Genomic DNA, 16,714 nt, shown 5'->3' on the forward strand with positions numbered 1-16,714 from the left:
CCCTCAAAAGGGGACGGGAACACCAAATTCCGTAAAGGGGAACATGCGCTCGGCGCATGTATGTGCGCTGGAGCGCACGGGCGCACACCCGGCGCAGGGCCCTCCGAGAGGCAGCGAGAGGCGGCGGGACGGTGGTCGGCGCGGGGTTGTCAGTGGTCTCGGTTACGGTTCGGTGCATGGCTGCCCGTACGAAATCCGGCAAGGACCGGCCGTCCTACCGCTGCACCGAGTGCGGCTGGCAGACGGCGAAATGGCTGGGTCGCTGCGGCGAGTGCCAGGCGTGGGGGACGGTCGAGGAGTACGGCGCGCCCGCCGTGCGGACGACCGCGCCCGGCCGGGTCACGACGTCCGCGGTCCCGATCGGCCAGGTCGACGCCCGGCAGGCCACCGCCCGCTCCACCGGCGTGCCCGAGCTCGACCGGGTTCTCGGCGGGGGCCTCGTCCCCGGCGCCGTCGTCCTGGTCGCGGGCGAGCCCGGCGTCGGGAAGTCCACCCTCCTGCTCGACGTCGCCGCCAAGGCCGCCTGCGACGAGCACCGCACCCTGTACGTCACGGGCGAGGAGTCGGCCAGCCAGGTCCGGATGCGCGCCGACCGCATCAAGGCGATCGACGACCATCTGTATCTCGCCGCCGAGACCGACCTGTCCGCGGTCCTCGGCCACTTGGACGCCGTCAAGCCCAGCCTCTTGATCATGGACTCCGTACAGACCGTCGCCTCCCCCGAGATCGACGGCGCCCCCGGCGGCATGGCCCAGGTCCGCGAGGTCGCCGGCGCCCTGATCCGCGCCTCCAAGGAGCGCGGCATGGCCACCCTCCTCGTGGGTCACGTCACCAAGGACGGCGCCATCGCCGGACCCCGCCTCCTCGAGCACCTCGTGGACGTCGTCCTCTCCTTCGAAGGCGACCGGCACGCGCGCCTGCGCCTCGTACGCGGCGTGAAGAACCGGTACGGGACGACCGACGAGGTCGGCTGCTTCGAGCTGCACGACGAAGGCATCACCGGGCTCGCCGACCCCAGCGGGCTGTTCCTCACCCGCCGCGACGAACCCGTCCCGGGCACCTGCCTGACCGTCACCCTGGAGGGGCGGCGGCCTCTCGTCGCCGAGGTTCAGGCCCTCACCGTCGACTCCCAGATCCCCTCCCCCCGGCGCACCACGTCCGGCCTGGAGACGTCTCGCGTCTCGATGATGCTCGCCGTGCTCGAGCAGCGCGGGCGGATCAGCGCCCTGGGAAAGCGGGACATCTACTCCGCGACCGTCGGCGGCGTGAAGCTCTCCGAGCCGGCCGCCGACCTCGCCATCGCCCTCGCCCTCGCCAGCGCCGCCAGCGACACCCCGCTGCCCAAGAACCTCGTCGCGATCGGTGAAGTCGGCCTCGCGGGCGAGGTCAGACGGGTGACCGGCGTGCAGCGCCGGCTCGCCGAGGCGCACCGGCTCGGCTTCACCCACGCCCTCGTGCCGAGCGATCCGGGCAAGGTGCCCGCCGGTATGAAGGTCACCGAAGTCGCCGACATGGGGGACGCTCTGCGCGTGCTGCCGAAGAGCCGTCGCCGAGAGGCCCCACGGGAGGCGGAGGAGCGCCGGTAGACTTTGCCCTGGTCTCGCCCGTGCGTACGAACCCTGGGCATTCAAGATCTGTGCGTTTCGCAAGATCTGGGACTTCTGCGATATCTGCGACATCTGCGACCGGAGGAGTGCAGTGGCAGCCAACGACCGGGCAGCAGCTCCCGGCAAGTCCGGCGGGAGCTCCGGTGCCGATGGGCTGATGCGCGCCTCACTGAGCGCGGTCGCGCCCGGTACGGCGCTGCGTGACGGCCTCGAGCGAATCCTCCGCGGCAACACCGGCGGACTCATCGTTCTCGGCTGGGACAAGACCGTCGAGTCGATGTGTACCGGCGGTTTCATCCTGGACGTCGAGTTCACCGCGACGCGCCTGCGCGAGCTGTGCAAGCTCGACGGCGGCATCGTCATCGACAAGGACATCACCAAGATCCTGCGGGCGGGCGTCCAGTTGGTGCCCGACCCCACGATCCCCACGGAGGAGACGGGCACGCGGCACCGCACCGCGGACCGGGTGAGCAAGCAGGTCAGCTTCCCCGTGGTCTCGGTGTCGCAGTCGATGCGGCTCATCGCCCTCTACGTGGACGGGCAGCGGCGCGTCCTCGAGGACTCGGCCGCGATTCTCTCGCGGGCGAATCAGGCGCTGGCCACTCTTGAGCGGTACAAGCTCCGCTTGGACGAGGTGGCCGGGACACTCTCCGCGCTCGAGATCGAGGATCTCGTGACCGTGCGGGATGTGACCGCGGTCGCGCAGCGGCTGGAAATGGTGCGGCGCATCGCCACCGAGATCGCCGAGTACGTGGTGGAGCTCGGGACGGATGGGCGACTGCTCGCCCTTCAGCTCGACGAGTTGATCGCCGGGGTGGAGCCGGAGCGGGAGCTCGTCGTTCGGGACTACGTGCCCGAACCCACGGCCAAGCGGTCCCGGACCGTCGACGAGGCCCTGTTCGAACTCGACGCGCTGACGCATGCCGAGCTTCTCGAACTGCCCACTGTGGCACGCGCGTTGGGGTACACCGGGTCTCCGGAGACCCTGGACTCGGCCGTTTCGCCTCGTGGGTTCCGGCTGTTGGCGAAGGTGCCTCGGCTGCCCGGGGCCATCATTGAGCGGCTTGTCGAGCACTTCGGGGGGCTGCAGAAGCTGCTCGCCGCCAGCGTCGACGATCTGCAGACCGTGGACGGCGTCGGCGAGGCCCGCGCCCGGAGCGTGCGGGAAGGGCTCTCGCGGTTGGCCGAGTCGTCGATCCTGGAGCGGTACGTCTAGGGCTTCCTGGGGTGTTCGGGGGGCTGCTTGTGGGGGCCTGGGCGAGGAGCCGAGTACGGCCCGGTGGGCTCCCCCCGCTGCTTGTGAGGCCTGGCGTGGGGTCCCGAGTGCGGCTCGGTGGGCCCGTCCGGCGTCTTCGGGGGCGGGGCCCTCTCGGGGACGGCTCGGGTTACGTCCGGAGTGCGGCCCGGTGGGCTCGTACCGGCGTCTACGGGTGCGAGGCCCCTCTCGGGACGGCTCGGTTACGTCCGCAGCGCCGCCCAGTGGGCCCGTACCGGCGTCTACGGGGGCGGAGCCCTCTCGGGACGGCTCGGGTTACGTCCGCAGCGCCGCCCAGTGGGCCCGTACCGGCGTCTACGGGTGCGAGGCCCCTCTCGGGACGGCTCGGTTACGTCCGCAGCGCCGCCCAGTGGGCCCGTACCGGCGTCTACGGGTGCGAGGCCGCGCCGGGATGTACGTGCTCGCTGTTCTACGGGGCCTCGTCACCCAGCTGATCACCTGTACGTGGTGCTGGTGGCTCCGCGCGCACATCCCGCCACGGCCCCTCCCGTTTCGTACGCGGCCGCCGGCCGGTGGGGCGCTCGTTGGCCCCTCCCATTTTCGTCCGCGGCTGGTCGCGGGTGGGGCGTTCGTTGGGCTGGCTCTGGCGTGCGCGACTGGCCTCGGGCGGTTCTCGCTGGGTGGTGGTGTCAGTCCTTGGCGAGTACGAAGGAGGCCTGGGCCTTGGGGAGTTGGGGCGCCTTTGCCTCTACCAGGTAGGTGCCTGGCGTCGCCGGGCCCGTCTTCGGGGTTGCGCACTCGGGGGCGCTCGCCTTGCGGTCCCACTCGATCGTGTGCGTGATGTGGGCGCCTGCCGATACGCGTAGCAGGAGGCTGCCGGCGCTCTTGGGGCAGTCGTCGGAGGACCAGATCTCGGTGTCGCTGGACGCTTGAGTGATCGTCAGGACCGCGCTCTTCGGGCCCAGATCGACCTTGCAGTCCTTCGCCGTCGTGTTCTTGGCGGTCAGCTCGAACTTCGGCTTCTCGCCCGGCGCGTACGAGTTGTGGACACTGCGCAGCGTCAGCGTCACGCCGCCTGTCGTGCAGTCGGGGAGGCTCGAGCCCGCGGGAAGCCGGTCGCCCGCGCCTGCGCCTCCCTTCGCGTCGTCATCGGATCCCGTCCCTGAACCGGTCGTGCCGGAGCCCGGACCGTCGCCGTTGGCGCCGTCGGAGGAACCGTCGTCACCGCCGCCGCCCGACTCGTCGCGGCCGCCCGGGTGTTCGCTGATCGCCGGTCCGGACCCGGAGGGTCCGGGCGTGATGGAGGAGGGCGCGGTGCTCTTGCCGTTCGAGCCACCGGCGCCGGTCTTGCTGCCTCCGCCACCAAAGTTGACGGCCCATACGATCAGCAGCGCGAGCAGCGCCACCATGGACAGCAGAACGGCCCTCCGTCGCCAGTAGATGGTGGAGGGAAGCGGCCCGATCGGATTGCGCAGAGATCCCACGGCGCAAACTGTACGAGAGATCCGTCTGTTCTCCCGCCCCCACCCGCCGCCACGGCCCGCGAGTTTTGCGGATCATAGTCCCGGGCGGCGGTTTCGGCGCGGGGACAACCCCTGTCTTTCGTCAGGTACGGGACGAGACCGTCGCGGGATGTGATGGTGCTGGGGCATTACGTACCGTCCGTGTCATGGGAATCTTCGACTCCGACCTCTATCGCGACATCACCGGCTTCGCCCACGACACCCCGTCGTGGTTCCAGCACCTCATGGAGGTGTTCACCGAGCTGGGGCTGCTGGTCTTCGCCGTGCTCTTCGTCGCCGCCTGGTGGCGGGCCCGGCGCGGTGATCCACGGGCCCTGGCCGTCGCGGTGCTCGCCCCGCTGGCCACCGGCGTCGCCTATGTGTGCAGCGAGCTGGTCAAGTCCGGTGTCGACGAAGAGCGTCCCTGCCGGGCCGTCTCCGGCGCCCTGACCTCTCTTGTCGCGTGTCCGCCTCATGGTGACTGGTCGTTCCCCAGCAACCACGCCACCATCGCGGCCGCCTCCGCCGTCGGCCTCACCCTCGCCTGGCCCGCCATCGCCTGGCTCACCGTCCCTCTCGCCCTCCTCATGGCCTTCTCCCGCGTCTTCGTCGGCGTCCACTACCCGCACGACGTGGCGGTGGGGCTGGTGGTCGGGGCTCTTGTCTCGTTCGTCGTGGTGCGGATCTGTGCGGGGAGTGGGGCTCGGGTCGTCGTGGCCATGCGGGGGTCCGGGAGTGTGGTGGTTCGCTGGTTCGCCGGCATGGGGGCGGCGAGCGGGTATACGGCCGTCGGCGGCCATCAGCGGTGATCAGACCAGGCCCGCCTCGTACGCCACGATGGCCGCCTGCACTCTGTTCCTGACCTCCAGACGCTCCAGGACCGCGCTCACGTAGGCCTTCACCGTGCCCTCCACCAGGTGCAGGCGGCGCGCGATCTCCGGGTTCGAGAGGCCCGCGCCCACCAGGCCCAGCACCTCCCGTTCGCGAGGAGTGAGCGTGGCCACGCGGGCCCTGGCCGCTGCCTCTCGGCCCAGGCGCTGCGCCCCGAAGCCGTCGATGACGTGGCGCGCCACCTTCGGTGACAGGAACGCGGCACCGTCCGCCACCGCCCTGACTCCTGCCATCAGTTCATGCGGGTCACCGGATTTGAGGAGGAATCCGGTGGCCCCGCCGGCCAGGGCGCGGGCCACGTACGCGTCCTCCGAGAACGTCGTCAGCATCGCCACCGCCGTGCCCGGCACGGCTCGTACCATCTCCTCCGCCGCCGCCAGGCCGTCCAGGCGTGGCATACGGATGTCCAGCAGCGCCACGTCGGGGCGGTGGGCCTGCGCCAGGCTCACCGCCTCGCGGCCGTCCGCCGCCTCCGCCACCACCTCGAAGTCACCGCCCGCCGCGAGGATCGCGCTCACGCCCGCCCGGATCATCGCCTCGTCGTCCGCCAGCAGGACTCGGATCATCTCGCCCACTCCCGCCTCTGTTCCTGCACCTGGTCTGTTGTGCCCGGTCTGGGGATCACGCTCTTCTCCAGCAGTTCGTGGCTCGCGCCCTTGTCGAAGCAGAGCCTGAAGTGGTCCACGGAGACGAACAGTTCGCCGCTCGCCCTGTAGTAGCGGCAGTCCGTCCCCGGCGGTGGTGGGGTGGGGGCCCGGTCCACCGGCGGGTCGCTGATCGTGCGGTCCGGCAGCCGCGGGACCGTCTCCTCCAGCGGCGTTCCGAGCTTCAAGGCCGTGTAGGCGGCCGGCGTCAGCACCGCGTGCGTCTTCGTGTACGCGTACCAGGCGAACGCCCCTCCGATCAGGACCGCCCCCGCCGCTGCCGCCGCCCCGAACGCCACCCCGACCCGGCGGTGTGCCAGGCGCCTCGCCGATGTGAAGAGAGCGCCCGGTGTCGCGGCGTCGGGGGTGGGTGTCCTCCCGGTCGGGATGCTGGCGCTGACCCGATAGCCCTCCTCGTGCGGGCCCGCCTCGAATGAGCCGCCCAGTGCCGTGACGCCGGCCCGCAGACCGATGAGGCCCGTGCCGCTGCCCGCCGGGCCCGGGCGGTGCCGGGGGCGGCCGTTCGTGACTTTCACCGTCGTCGTCCCGCTTTCGTTCTGCGCGTGTTCGACGGTGACGAGGGCTCCGGGGGCGTGTTTCGCCGCGTTCGTCAGTGCTTCCTGGATCACTCGGTGAGCGGTGCGGGTGGTTGTTGCGTCGGTGGTGCCAGTGGTTGCGCTGGTGACGGTCGCGTCGGTGTCTGGTCGGCGCAGTGATACCGGGAGGCCTGAGTCCGCCGCTCTTTCGATCAGGGCCGCGATGCTTTCGCCCGGTGGCGCCAGCGGGGCCGGTTCGTCGTCCTCGCGCAGCAGGCCGACTATGCCGTGCAGGCGGTCCGTCGCGTCCGACGCCGCCGCGCGCAGTTCGGCCGCCGCCGTGCGGTGCGCCTCTGCCATGCCCGGTGCTACCTGGAGCGCGCCCGCGCGCAGTGCGATGAGGCTCAGTTCGTGGCCCAGTGAGTCGTGCATGTCCTGGGCGATCCTGGCCCGCTCCCGCAGCCTCGCGCGGTCGGCGATGATCCGGTGTTCTCGTTCCAGCTGCTCCGCCCGTGCCCAGCCCGCCGCGGTCAGTTCCCGGCTCTGGCGCCAGTAGCGGCCGATCAGCCAGGGGAAGACCGCGCCGAACAGCAGCGTGCCCATGAGGACCAGCCACTCGGCGGCCGGGTCGACCTGGCGTACCGCGATCTTGGCCGTGCCCGCCGCCGCCACCGCCGCGAACGAGAGCAGCGCGACACCCGTCGCCGTGCCGCGCAGTCCCAGCAGGAAGGCGAAGACCGCCAGCGCGCAGCCGTACGAGAGCGTGAAGAGGGAGGGGGACGCAGCGATGCCCGGTGCGGCCGCGAGCAGGAACGCCGTCGCGGGCCAGGTGCGGTGCAGGGTGGTCGCGGCGGCCAGCACCGCGAGGCCGGTGAGCTGCGCCCACAGCGGGGTGCGCTCCAGGCCGAGGCGCTCTGCGGCGGCGACGGGGACGGCGAGGGCCGCCCAGAGCAAGGGGCCCGTGCTGTGCGCTGGAGGTCTCACGTCGTCCGAAGGTACAAGCGCCGGCCGGGTCGCCGCCCCTGCCGATCGTCAGGGTGGGCGTCAAGCGAGCGAGGCCGAGCCAACCCGTTTGCGTCACCACGTGGCCGCGTCGTCCCCGCTCCCCATGGCAGGATCGTCCTGCCATGACTGCGCCCACGAACACCAGCACCGAGTCCCTGCACGCCCCCGTCATCGACTGGTTCGCGGAGAATGCCCGCGACCTGCCGTGGCGCCACCCCGACGCGGGTCCCTGGGGCGTGATGGTCAGCGAGTTCATGCTCCAGCAGACGCCGGTGAGCCGCGTCCTTCCCGTGTACGAGCAGTGGCTCGCGCGGTGGCCGCGCCCGGCCGATCTGGCCAAGGAGGCGTCCGGCGAGGCCGTGCGCGCCTGGGGCAGGCTCGGCTACCCGCGCCGCGCGCTGCGGCTGCACGGCGCCGCCGTCGCCATAACGGAGCGGCACGGCGGCAACGTACCCACCGCTCACTCCCAACTGCTCGCGCTGCCCGGCATCGGCGAGTACACGGCCGCCGCCGTGGCCTCCTTCGCGTACGGGCAACGGCACGCCGTCCTCGACACGAACGTGCGGCGCGTGTTCGCGCGGGCCGTGAGCGGTGTGCAGTACCCGCCGAACGCCACGACCGCGGCCGAACGCAAGCTCGCCCGCGCCCTGTTGCCCGAGCAGGAGTCGACGGCCTCGCGCTGGGCCGCTGCCTCCATGGAGCTCGGCGCCCTCATCTGCACGGCGAAGAACGAGAGTTGCCACCGCTGCCCCATCGCCGCCCAGTGCGCGTGGCGCCTCGCCGGCAAGCCCGACCACGTCGGTCCGCCACGCCGCGGGCAGACGTACGCGGGCACGGACCGGCAGGTGCGCGGGAAGCTGCTGGCCGTGCTGCGGGAGGCCGTCTCGCCAGTTCCCCAGGCGGCGTTGGACCGTGTGTGGGACGAGCCGGTGCAGCGGGCGCGCGCCCTCGACGGGCTCGTGGCGGACGGGCTCGTGGAGCCGCTTCCGGACGGCTTCTATCGGCTGCCGGTCAGCTGACGGGCGTACGGGTTTACCCACGTCTTACGTCTGTTACACAACCGACGGCCAGCCGTGCGCCCGCCGCAGGCTGAAGCGGACAACCCCGTGACAACGCCTCCGTAGCTTCTCCCGTGTGCCGATCACCCACAGGTGGCGGACAGGGAGAGCGCGAACGGTTCGCGAACGGGAGGCGGTTGGCATGGCGCACGGCGAGGTGCTCGAGTTCGAGGAGTACGTCCGCACTCGGCAGGACGCCCTGCTGCGTAGTGCCCGGCGTCTCGTGCCGGACCCCGTCGACGCCCAGGACCTGCTCCAGACGGCGCTGGTGCGGACGTTCGGCCGCTGGGACGGCATAGCCGACAAGCGCCTCGCCGACGCCTATCTGCGCCGCGTCATGATCAATACACGTACGGAGTGGTGGCGCGCCCGCAAGCTCGAAGAGGTGCCCACCGAGCAGCTGCCCGACGCGAGCATCGACGACTCGACCGAGCAGCACGCCGACCGCGCGCTCCTCATGGACATCATGAAGGTGCTGGCTCCCAAGCAGCGCAGCGTCGTGGTGCTGCGACACTGGGAGCAGATGTCCACAGAGGAGACGGCCGCCGCCCTCGGCATGTCGGCCGGAACCGTGAAGAGCACGCTGCACCGGGCGCTGGCCCGGCTCCGCGAGGAGCTGGAGAGCCGGGACCGCCACGAGTCCGGCCACCGCGTGCTCGAACGGGAGGAGACGGAGCGTTGCGCGGCCTAGGCATACGTGCCGGTCGGGTCCTGAAGGCGGGGAGTACGGCGGTGGCCGCGCTCGCCGCCCTCGGCCTTTTCCTCGGCGCCCTCACCGCCTGCTCGGCCGGCGGCACCGGCGCCCGTGACGAAGGGCCCGCCCGCTCCGACCCGGGGCCCTCGGCCGCCCCGAAGGCCGTGTCGTCCTCCCCGGCCTCCCCTGCCCCCAAGACGGTGAACGCGGTGCGGCTCGTCAAGGACGACCCGGCGGTGAGCACGGAGGTCAAGCGCGACCTCAAGCCCTGCGTGGGGCACGAGTACCCGGTCGACGTGTCCTACGGGAACCTGACGGGGAACACGTCGAGCGACGTCGTGGTCAACGTCATGACCTGCGGAGACGCCGTCAGCATCGGCAGCTACGTGTACCGCGACACCGGCGGGAGGTACGAGAACGTCTTCAAGGCCGAGGAGCCTCCGGTGTACGCGGAGATAGACCGGGGCGACCTCGTCGTCACCAAGCAGGTGTACGAGAAGGGCGACTCGGTGGCGTATCCCTCGGGTGAGGACGTCCTGACGTACCGCTGGACCACCGGCCGGTTCGTCGAGCAGGCCAGGACGCACAACGACTACAGCAACGCGGTGAACGGGGACACGCCCGAGCCGTCCGACAACTGAGCGGCGGGCCTGACAGCCCCGACCATGCAGATGACGGACCAGACCACCCTTCGGACGACGTATCAGGAGCAGCGGATTCGGATGGCAGAGCACACCCACGTCCTCTTCGTCGAGGACGACGACGTCATCCGCGAGGCCACCCAGCTCGCCCTCGAGCGGGACGGCTTCGTGGTCACGGCCATGCCGGACGGCCTCGCGGGCCTGGAGGCGTTCCGCGCGAACCGGCCCGACATCGCGCTGCTCGACGTGATGGTGCCGGGTCTGGACGGCGTGAGCCTGTGCCGCCGCATCCGTGACGAGTCCACCGTCCCCGTGATCATGCTGTCGGCGCGGGCCGACTCGATCGACGTGGTGCTCGGCCTGGAGGCCGGCGCGGACGACTACGTGACCAAGCCGTTCGACGGGGCCGTCCTCGTGGCGCGGATCCGGGCCGTCCTGCGGCGCTTCGGGCACGCGAGCGGGTCGGCGTCCGGCGCGGCGCCGGCCGTCCCTGACGACTCCGGCGCGACCGGCAGCGTCCTGCACTTCGGCGACCTGGAGATCGACACCGAGGGCATGGAGGTCCGCAAGGACGGGGTCACGGTGGCGCTGACACCGACCGAGATGCGGCTGCTCCTGGAGTTCTCGTCCGCGCCCGGCACGGTCCTCTCCCGCGACAAGCTCCTCGAACGCGTCTGGGACTACGGCTGGGGCGGGGACACCCGCGTCGTCGACGTCCATGTCCAGCGGCTGCGCACGAAGATCGGCCAGGACCGGATCGAAACGGTCCGCGGCTTCGGCTACAAGCTCAAGGCCTGACGGGCCGTGCCGCGGCGGGGTGTCGTGTCGGGGCCGGGTGGCTTGTCCGGACCAGGTGTCCGGAGAGCCGGTTGCCCGGTCGGTCCGTGTGCCGGCCGGGTCATTCGCTGTCTGACGAGGAACGGGATCGGGATATGAGGGGGGCCGCCGCGACCGTGCGCGCCCGGCTCGGGCAGCCTCTGCGGCTGCCGCTGAGACGGCTGCGCCCGGCACTGCACACCGGCGTCCGCTGGAAGATCAGCGTCGCCATCGCCCTGGTGGGGGCGCTCGTCGCCGTCGCCCTGAGTCTGGTCGTGCACAACGCGGCGCGCGTCTCGATGCTGGACAACGCGCGCGACGTACAGGACGAACGCATCCAGTTCGTGGCGCGCCAGTACGAGGCCACCGGGCGCGGCCTCCCCGTCGGCTTCAAGGTCGACGACCCGGGCATACCCCCTGACCTGCGCAAGAAGGCGATGGCCGGGCGGCGTGCCACCTTCGTCTCCGAACAGGCCGGCGGCGTACCCGACATATGGGCCGCGGTCCCGCTCGGCGACGGGCGCCTGCTGTCCGTGCACACCCGCTTCACCGACCGCAGCGCCACCGTCATGAAGGACCTCGACCAGGCCCTGATCATCGGCTCGATCTCGGTGGTCTTCGGCGGGTGTGCCCTCGGCGTGCTCATCGGCGGCCAGGTGTCACGGCGCCTGCGCAAGGCGGCGTCCGCGGCCAGGGAGGTCGCGCAGGGGCGGACCGACGTGCGGGTCGGGGATGCCATCGGGGGCGTCGTACGCGACGAGACCGACGATCTCGCGCAGGCCGTCGACGCGATGGCCGACGCCCTGAAGCAGCGCCTCGAGGCCGAGCGCCGGGTCACCGCGGACATCGCGCACGAGCTGCGTACGCCGGTGACCGGACTGCTCACCGCGGCCGAGCTGCTGCCGCCAGGGCGCCCGAGCGAGCTGGTCAAGGACCGGGCCCAGGCGATGCGCACCCTCGTGGAGGACGTGCTCGAAGTGGCGCGTCTGGACAGCGCGGCCGAGCGCGCCGAGCTCCAGGACCTGCTGCTGGGCGAGTTCGTGACGCGGCGGGTCGGCGCGCGCCACCCGGACGTCCGGGTGAGCGTGGTACACGAGTCGGAGGTCACCACCGACCCGCGCCGCCTCGAACGCATCCTGTTCAACCTCCTCGCCAACGCCGCGAAGCACGGTAGGCCGCCGGTCGAGGTCAGCGTCGAGGGCCGGGTGGTGCGTGTGCGCGATCACGGACCCGGGTTCCCGGAGGAGCTGCTCGACGAGGGGCCGAGCCGCTTCCGTACGGGCGCGGCGGACCGCGCGGGCCATGGGCACGGTCTCGGTCTGACGATCGCTGCGGGTCAGGCGCGCGTGCTCGGCGCCCGCCTCACGTTCCGCAACGTGCGCCCGCCGGGCGCTCCTTCGGAGACTCCGTCCGAGGGCGCGGTCGCGGTGCTGTGGCTGCCGGAGCACGCACCGACGAACACGGGAAGCTTCCCGATGCTGCGCCTGCCGGACTGAGGCGGCTCCGAACGAGAGGCCCTAGCTGGTGGCCCACTCCTTGTCGAGGTCGAGCCCCTCGTTCCGCTGGGTGAACGAGAACCAGTTCCCGGAGTCGTCGCGGAAGATCGCCTCGGTCCCGTACGGGCGCTCCTGCGGCTCCTGGAGGAACTGCACCCCGCGCTCCTTGAGCCGCGCGTAGTCCCCGTGGATGTCGTCCGTGACCAGGACGCCGGCCCCGAGAATGCCCTTGGAGACCAGCTTCTTCACCGCCTCGGCCGACTCGGGGTCCATCGCGGGCACGCCGGGCACCATCAGCGTCAGCTCGACGTCGGGCTGGTCCTTGGCGCCCACGGTCAGCCAGCGCATACCGCCCTCGCCCATGGTCATGTCCGTACGCACCTCGAGGCCCAGCTTCTCGGTGTAGAACTCCTTGGCCCGGTCCTGGTCGAGAACCCAGACGGTGGAAATGGCCAGTCCCTTGATCATGATGCGCTCCGCAGTGGTCGGGCCACGCGCCGGCGAATCCGGCCGTGCCCTGTCACCGTAGGCAGTCACCCCCCGCCCCCGCTTCTCCAGAATTGCGCTCCTCGCCGGCCCCCTGACCCGTACCCCCGGAGGGCTCCCTGCCGGGGAAGCCGCCGGCCCACAACATCGCGTAACACCCGGGGATGAGAGCCGCCCCGCGCCCCACGTGCTTCGATCGGTACTCGCTCGGTGTCAGGCCCGTCTGTCTCTTGAACCGGGACGAGAACGTGCCCAGGCTGCTGAACCCCACGAGGCCGCAGATCTCCGTGACCGACAGGTCCGCCGATCTCAGCATCTCCTCGGCCCGCTCGATCCGACGGCGCGTCAGGTACTGCCCCGGCGTCTCCCCGTACGCCTCCTTGAAGCACCGCACGAAGTGGTAGCGCGAGTAACCGGCATGGGCCGCCACCGCGTCCAGGTCGAGCCCGGCCTCGGCCCAGTCGCGGTCCATCGCGTCCTTGGCGAGCCGCAGCTGCCGCAATTTCTCCACGTCACCGATGCTGGCACGCCCCACTGACAACGACCTCGGCACGGCGAAGGCCCCCGGTGCACATCAGCGCACCGGGGGCCTTCACAGAAGCCGAGGAGGATCGGGACGACCCGCTCAGACGGTCTCGGAGACCGTCCTGCCGTCCGCCGCGGCGTCCCCTGCCGCGACCCCCTCGACCGGCTTCGCGTCGGCCGTGGCCGTACCGTTCTCAGCCGCGTCGGCCGTAGCCGTACCGGCCTTGGCCATGTCGACCGGCTGGGCGTCCGCCGGACCCGCTGCCTCGGGAGAGCTCGACGCCTCCTTGGCTGCGGGGCCCGCGCCCCGCAGCGGCACCTCCTTGACGAAGACCGCCGCGATCAGCGCCAGAATCGCGATGACCGAACCGAGCAGGAACGCCGAGTGCGTACCGGCCGACACCGCGTGCAGGTAGGCGTCGCGCACCACGTCCGGCAGCTTGGCCAGGCCCTCGGCCGTCAGCTGCGTGGAGTGCTCCGCGACCTTGCCGCCCATGGCGCCGGCGCGCTCGGCCATCACGTCCTGGACGCGGTTGTTGAAGAGCGCGCCCATGATCGCGACGCCGAAAGAGGAGCCGAGCGTACGGAACAGGGTCGTGGAGGACGAGGCGACGCCCATGTCCTTCATCTCGACGCTGTTCTGCGCGACCAGCATCGTGATCTGCATCAGGCAGCCCATGCCCGCGCCGAGCACGGCCATGTACAGGCCGGAGGTGAGGCGCGTCGTCTCCGTGTCCATCTGCGCGAGCAGGAAGAGTCCGGCCACCATCAGGACGCTGCCGACCAGCGGGAACACCTTGTACTTGCCGGTGTTGGTGGTGACGCGGCCCGCGACCAGCGAGACGACCATCATCGAGAGCAGCATCGGCAGGAGCAGCAGACCGGAGTTGGTCGCGTTCGCTCCCTGCACCGTCTGCTGGTAGAGCGGCAGGAAGAGCACGGCGCCGAACATCACGAAGCCGGTGATGAAGCCGATGAGGGACATCACCGTGAAGTTGCGGCTGCGGAAGATGTGCAGCGGCAGGATCGGCTCGGCCGCCTTCGTCTGGACGAAGAGGAAGCCGACGAGCGCGGCGACACCGATCGCGGCGAGCTCCATGATCACGGCGGAGCCCCAGGCGTACTGCGAGCCGCCCCAGGTCGTCACGAGCACGATCGAGGTGATGCCGACGGTGAGCAGCGCGGCGCCCAGGTAGTCGATCTTCCCCTTGGAGCGCTTCTTCGGCAGGTGCAGGACCGCGGTGACCATGGCGAGGGCGACGAGACCGAGCGGCAGGTTGATGTAGAAGGACCAGCGCCAGCCCCAGTTGTCGGTGATGGCGCCGCCGACGAGCGGTCCGCCGATCATGGCGAGCGCCATGACGCCGGCCATCATGCCCTGGTACTTGCCGCGCTCCCGCGGCGGAATCAGGTCACCGATGATGGCCATGACACCGACCATCAGGCCACCGGCACCGAGACCCTGGATCGCGCGGAACGCGATGAGCTGGTTCATGTCCTGGGCCATGCCGCTGAGCCCGGAGCCGATCAGGAAGACCACGATCGAGGTCAGGAAGGCGCCCTTCCTGCCGTACATGTCGCCGACCTTGCCCCAGATGGGGGTCGAGGCGGCGGTCGCGAGCGTGTACGCGGTCACGACCCACGAGAGGTGTTCGAGGCCGCCCAGGTCGCCGACGATCGTGGGCATCGCGGTGCCGACGATCATGTTGTCGAGCATCGCGAGCAGCATCGCGATCATCAACGCCATCAGAACCACGCGCACACTGCGCGGCTGCCGCTCCTTGGTGGCCGCCGCGCCGCCCCCGCCGGTGTCCACCGCCACGGTTCCGCTCTCCGCCATGATCCCCACTCCCCAGTAACTCACTTGCCGCTACTTACTTGCCGCCCGGCAAGTTGACTACACTGAGGGAAGATAGAGCGCTAACTAGCCGGGCGTCAAGTAAGTTTTCGCCCAAGGCCCGCCACCAGCACGAAGGAGCAGCCACAGATGGGCAGCAGCAAGCAGCGCCGCGGGAACACGCGGCAGCGCATCCAGGACGTGGCGCTGGAACTGTTCGCCGAGCAGGGCTACGAGAAGACCTCGCTGCGCGAGATCGCCGAGCACCTCGACGTCACCAAGGCCGCGCTCTACTACCACTTCAAGACCAAGGAAGACATCGTCGTCAGCCTCTTCGAGGACCTGACGCGCCCCATCGACGAGCTGATCGAGTGGGGCCGGGAGCAGCCCGACACCCTGGAGACCAAGCAGGAGCTCATGGAGCGCTACAGCCTGGCGCTCCACGGGGCGGGGCCGCTGTTCCGCTTCATGCAGGAGAACCAGGCGACCATGCGCGAGCTGAGCATCGGCGAGCTCTTCAAGGACCGCATGAAGGCGCTCCTCGACCAGCTCCTGCCGAAGGACGCCACCATGACCGAGCGCGTCCGCTGCTTCAGCGCGATCTTCTCGATGCACGCGGGCCTGTTCGTCCTCAAGGACGTCGAAGGCGACCCCGAGGAAAAGCGCAAGGCCATCCTCGAGGTCGCCACCGATCTCGTCACCCGGGCACAGCGGGGCGCCTGAGTTCCGTCATGCGGTCGAGCTTTCCGCGCGGGTGAGCCCATCCGCGCGGATGGGCTCGTTCACGCAGGTCAGACAGCGACGCCGACCGACTTCAGGAAGTTGACCGGGTTGACCGCGGAACCGTAGTTCGGGGTCGTGCGGATCTCGAAGTGCAGGTGCGGGCCGCTGGAGTTACCGGTGTTGCCGGAGAGCGCGATGTGCTGACCGGTGGAGACCGTCTGGCCGACGTGCACGTCGATGCGGGACAGGTGCGCGTACTGCGAGTACGTGCCGTCGCTGTGCTTGATCACGATGGCGTTGCCGTACGCCGGGCCGTCACCGGCGCCGTTGCCGCCGGCCTTGACGACCGTGCCGCCGTGGACGGCCATGACGTTCGTGCCGATCGGCACGGCGAAGTCCTGGCCGGAGTGCTTGTGCGACCACATGTTGCCGCCGAGGCCGAAGCTCGCGGACAGCTTGTAGCTCTTGACCGGGTCTATCCAGCTGACGGCCTTCTTCGCCGCGGCCTTCTTGACCTGCGCGGCGTGCACCTTGACCTGCGCGGCGTGCACCTTGGCCTGCTCGGCGGCCTTGGCCTGGGCCTTGGCCTGCGCCTTGACCGAAGCGGCAGCCACGCTGGGCAGCGCGACGCTTCCCTGAGTGCTTTCGGCGGCGACCGCGGCCCCTGCACCCAGCAGCGCCGTGGCTCCCATGGCGACGGTCACGACGGCCGCCCGAGTACGGAGCTTGGACGAGCCGGAAGAAAGAGTCATGGTGCGCTTCGACATTCGGGGATTACCTCCGCGTAGATGACAGGGACAGACCGGCACTCGTTGGTGACGTGCCGGGCTGGCTGTTCATTGGTAACCCGGGACCCCATCTCGACTCAAAGGCCTCATCTACTACCCAAAGTCGTACTAAAAGGTCGGGACTTCAACCTCTTGACATCCCCTGAAGACCCCCTGCGATCTGTCGGTTTTATGCCCCGATCCCAGGTTTAGGGCCACTTCATACCCCAGCGTTCCGGCGCCCCGTGGGCTGCGGGCCCCGCCGATCCA

16 protein-coding genes are annotated in these 16,714 nt (G+C 70.6%); 9 read left to right on the forward strand and 7 right to left on the reverse strand.

Translation table 11 applies throughout. The annotated features are described in order from the left end of the window. Positions 1–176: 176 nt before the first annotated feature. Positions 177–1,586, forward strand: coding sequence for a DNA repair protein RadA (gene radA, locus OHO83_RS21375; RefSeq protein ID WP_266673015.1), 1,410 nt, complete (start codon positions 177–179; stop codon positions 1,584–1,586). A 112-nt stretch (positions 1,587–1,698) separates the two neighbouring features. Continuing rightward, on the forward strand, positions 1,699–2,823 hold the full coding sequence (gene disA / locus OHO83_RS21380; protein ID WP_266673013.1) for a DNA integrity scanning diadenylate cyclase DisA: 1,125 nt from the start codon (positions 1,699–1,701) through the stop codon (positions 2,821–2,823). A gap of 689 nt (positions 2,824–3,512) precedes the next feature. Here the strand turns inward: disA and OHO83_RS21385 are convergent. After that, on the reverse strand, positions 3,513–4,307 hold the full coding sequence (locus tag OHO83_RS21385) for a hypothetical protein (protein WP_266673012.1): 795 nt from the start codon (positions 4,305–4,307) through the stop codon (positions 3,513–3,515). 185 nt (positions 4,308–4,492) lie between these two features. On the opposite strand from OHO83_RS21385, the gene OHO83_RS21390 reads away from it, so the two are divergent. Further along, on the forward strand, positions 4,493–5,134 hold the full coding sequence (locus OHO83_RS21390; RefSeq protein WP_266673011.1) for a phosphatase PAP2 family protein: 642 nt from the start codon (positions 4,493–4,495) through the stop codon (positions 5,132–5,134). Here the strand turns inward: OHO83_RS21390 and OHO83_RS21395 are convergent, their stop codons facing one another. Then, positions 5,135–5,782, reverse strand: coding sequence for a response regulator transcription factor (locus tag OHO83_RS21395; RefSeq protein WP_330279732.1), 648 nt, complete (start codon positions 5,780–5,782; stop codon positions 5,135–5,137). It lies immediately after the preceding gene. Further along, positions 5,779–7,380 carry a sensor histidine kinase gene (locus OHO83_RS21400; protein ID WP_330279733.1) on the reverse strand — a complete coding sequence of 534 codons (1,602 nt, stop codon included), beginning with the start codon at positions 7,378–7,380 and terminating at the stop codon, positions 5,779–5,781. Before OHO83_RS21400 ends, OHO83_RS21395 begins: the two co-directional genes overlap by 4 nt. Positions 7,381–7,523: 143 nt before the next feature. Here OHO83_RS21400 and OHO83_RS21405 point away from each other — a divergent pair, with 143 nt between their 5' ends. The 5 genes from OHO83_RS21405 (at position 7,524) to cseC (ending at position 12,106) form a co-directional block, all read left to right on the forward strand. Beyond that, positions 7,524–8,420 carry an A/G-specific adenine glycosylase gene (locus OHO83_RS21405; RefSeq protein ID WP_266673006.1) on the forward strand — a complete coding sequence of 299 codons (897 nt, stop codon included), beginning with the start codon at positions 7,524–7,526 and terminating at the stop codon, positions 8,418–8,420. Between the two features lie 181 nt (positions 8,421–8,601). Beyond that, positions 8,602–9,150 carry a SigE family RNA polymerase sigma factor gene (locus OHO83_RS21410; RefSeq protein ID WP_116511432.1) on the forward strand — a complete coding sequence of 183 codons (549 nt, stop codon included), beginning with the start codon at positions 8,602–8,604 and terminating at the stop codon, positions 9,148–9,150. Continuing rightward, entirely contained in the window at positions 9,138–9,794 is a 657-nt protein-coding gene (locus tag OHO83_RS21415; protein WP_266673004.1) for a hypothetical protein, read from the forward strand. The genes OHO83_RS21410 and OHO83_RS21415 overlap by 13 nt, the downstream gene beginning before the upstream one ends. Before the next feature lie 81 nt (positions 9,795–9,875). Then, positions 9,876–10,592, forward strand: coding sequence for a two-component system response regulator CseB (gene cseB, locus OHO83_RS21420; RefSeq protein WP_266673002.1), 717 nt, complete (start codon positions 9,876–9,878; stop codon positions 10,590–10,592). Between the two features lie 134 nt (positions 10,593–10,726). After that, positions 10,727–12,106 (forward strand): two-component system sensor histidine kinase CseC, encoded by a 1,380-nt coding sequence (gene cseC / locus OHO83_RS21425; RefSeq protein WP_266673000.1) that lies wholly within the window; start codon positions 10,727–10,729, stop codon positions 12,104–12,106. A gap of 21 nt (positions 12,107–12,127) precedes the next feature. Here cseC and OHO83_RS21430 read toward each other — a convergent pair whose 3' ends face one another. From OHO83_RS21430 to OHO83_RS21440, 3 genes are all read right to left on the reverse strand, one after another. Continuing rightward, positions 12,128–12,574 (reverse strand): VOC family protein, encoded by a 447-nt coding sequence (locus tag OHO83_RS21430; protein WP_266672998.1) that lies wholly within the window; start codon positions 12,572–12,574, stop codon positions 12,128–12,130. Positions 12,575–12,626: 52 nt separating this feature from the next. Next, positions 12,627–13,064, reverse strand: a complete 438-nt coding sequence (locus OHO83_RS21435) for a helix-turn-helix transcriptional regulator (protein ID WP_266676531.1) — start codon at positions 13,062–13,064, stop codon at positions 12,627–12,629. Between the two features lie 153 nt (positions 13,065–13,217). Next, positions 13,218–14,957 carry an MDR family MFS transporter gene (locus OHO83_RS21440; RefSeq protein ID WP_330279734.1) on the reverse strand — a complete coding sequence of 580 codons (1,740 nt, stop codon included), beginning with the start codon at positions 14,955–14,957 and terminating at the stop codon, positions 13,218–13,220. A 147-nt stretch (positions 14,958–15,104) separates the two neighbouring features. Between OHO83_RS21440 and OHO83_RS21445 the strand changes: the two genes are divergently transcribed. Next, positions 15,105–15,677 (forward strand): TetR/AcrR family transcriptional regulator, encoded by a 573-nt coding sequence (locus OHO83_RS21445; RefSeq protein ID WP_266672996.1) that lies wholly within the window; start codon positions 15,105–15,107, stop codon positions 15,675–15,677. A gap of 68 nt (positions 15,678–15,745) precedes the next feature. Here OHO83_RS21445 and OHO83_RS21450 read toward each other — a convergent pair whose 3' ends face one another. Next, positions 15,746–16,444: a M23 family metallopeptidase gene (locus OHO83_RS21450; protein ID WP_330279735.1), complete on the reverse strand. Its 699-nt coding sequence runs from the start codon at positions 16,442–16,444 to the stop codon at positions 15,746–15,748. Between the last annotated feature and the right edge of the window lie 270 nt (positions 16,445–16,714).

It is taken from the genome of Streptomyces sp. NBC_00569, assembly GCF_036345255.1.
GTDB lineage: Bacteria > Actinomycetota > Actinomycetes > Streptomycetales > Streptomycetaceae > Streptomyces.

Excerpts from the sequence above, each read along its gene's own strand:
- radA (WP_266673015.1), top strand. The coding sequence starts at position 177 with ATGGCTGCCCGTACGAAATCCGGCAAGGACCGGCCGTCCTACCGCTGC.
- OHO83_RS21390 (WP_266673011.1), top strand. The coding sequence starts at position 4,493 with ATGGGAATCTTCGACTCCGACCTCTATCGCGACATCACCGGCTTCGCC.
- OHO83_RS21395 (WP_330279732.1), bottom strand. The coding sequence starts at position 5,782 with ATGATCCGAGTCCTGCTGGCGGACGACGAGGCGATGATCCGGGCGGGC.
- OHO83_RS21405 (WP_266673006.1), top strand. The coding sequence starts at position 7,524 with ATGACTGCGCCCACGAACACCAGCACCGAGTCCCTGCACGCCCCCGTC.
- OHO83_RS21410 (WP_116511432.1), top strand. The coding sequence starts at position 8,602 with ATGGCGCACGGCGAGGTGCTCGAGTTCGAGGAGTACGTCCGCACTCGG.
- cseB (WP_266673002.1), top strand. The coding sequence starts at position 9,876 with ATGGCAGAGCACACCCACGTCCTCTTCGTCGAGGACGACGACGTCATC.
- cseC (WP_266673000.1), top strand. The coding sequence starts at position 10,727 with ATGAGGGGGGCCGCCGCGACCGTGCGCGCCCGGCTCGGGCAGCCTCTG.
- OHO83_RS21430 (WP_266672998.1), bottom strand. The coding sequence starts at position 12,574 with ATGATCAAGGGACTGGCCATTTCCACCGTCTGGGTTCTCGACCAGGAC.
- OHO83_RS21435 (WP_266676531.1), bottom strand. The coding sequence starts at position 13,064 with ATGGACCGCGACTGGGCCGAGGCCGGGCTCGACCTGGACGCGGTGGCG.
- OHO83_RS21440 (WP_330279734.1), bottom strand. The coding sequence starts at position 14,957 with ATGGCGGAGAGCGGAACCGTGGCGGTGGACACCGGCGGGGGCGGCGCG.
- OHO83_RS21445 (WP_266672996.1), top strand. The coding sequence starts at position 15,105 with ATGGGCAGCAGCAAGCAGCGCCGCGGGAACACGCGGCAGCGCATCCAG.
- OHO83_RS21450 (WP_330279735.1), bottom strand. The coding sequence starts at position 16,444 with ATGTCGAAGCGCACCATGACTCTTTCTTCCGGCTCGTCCAAGCTCCGT.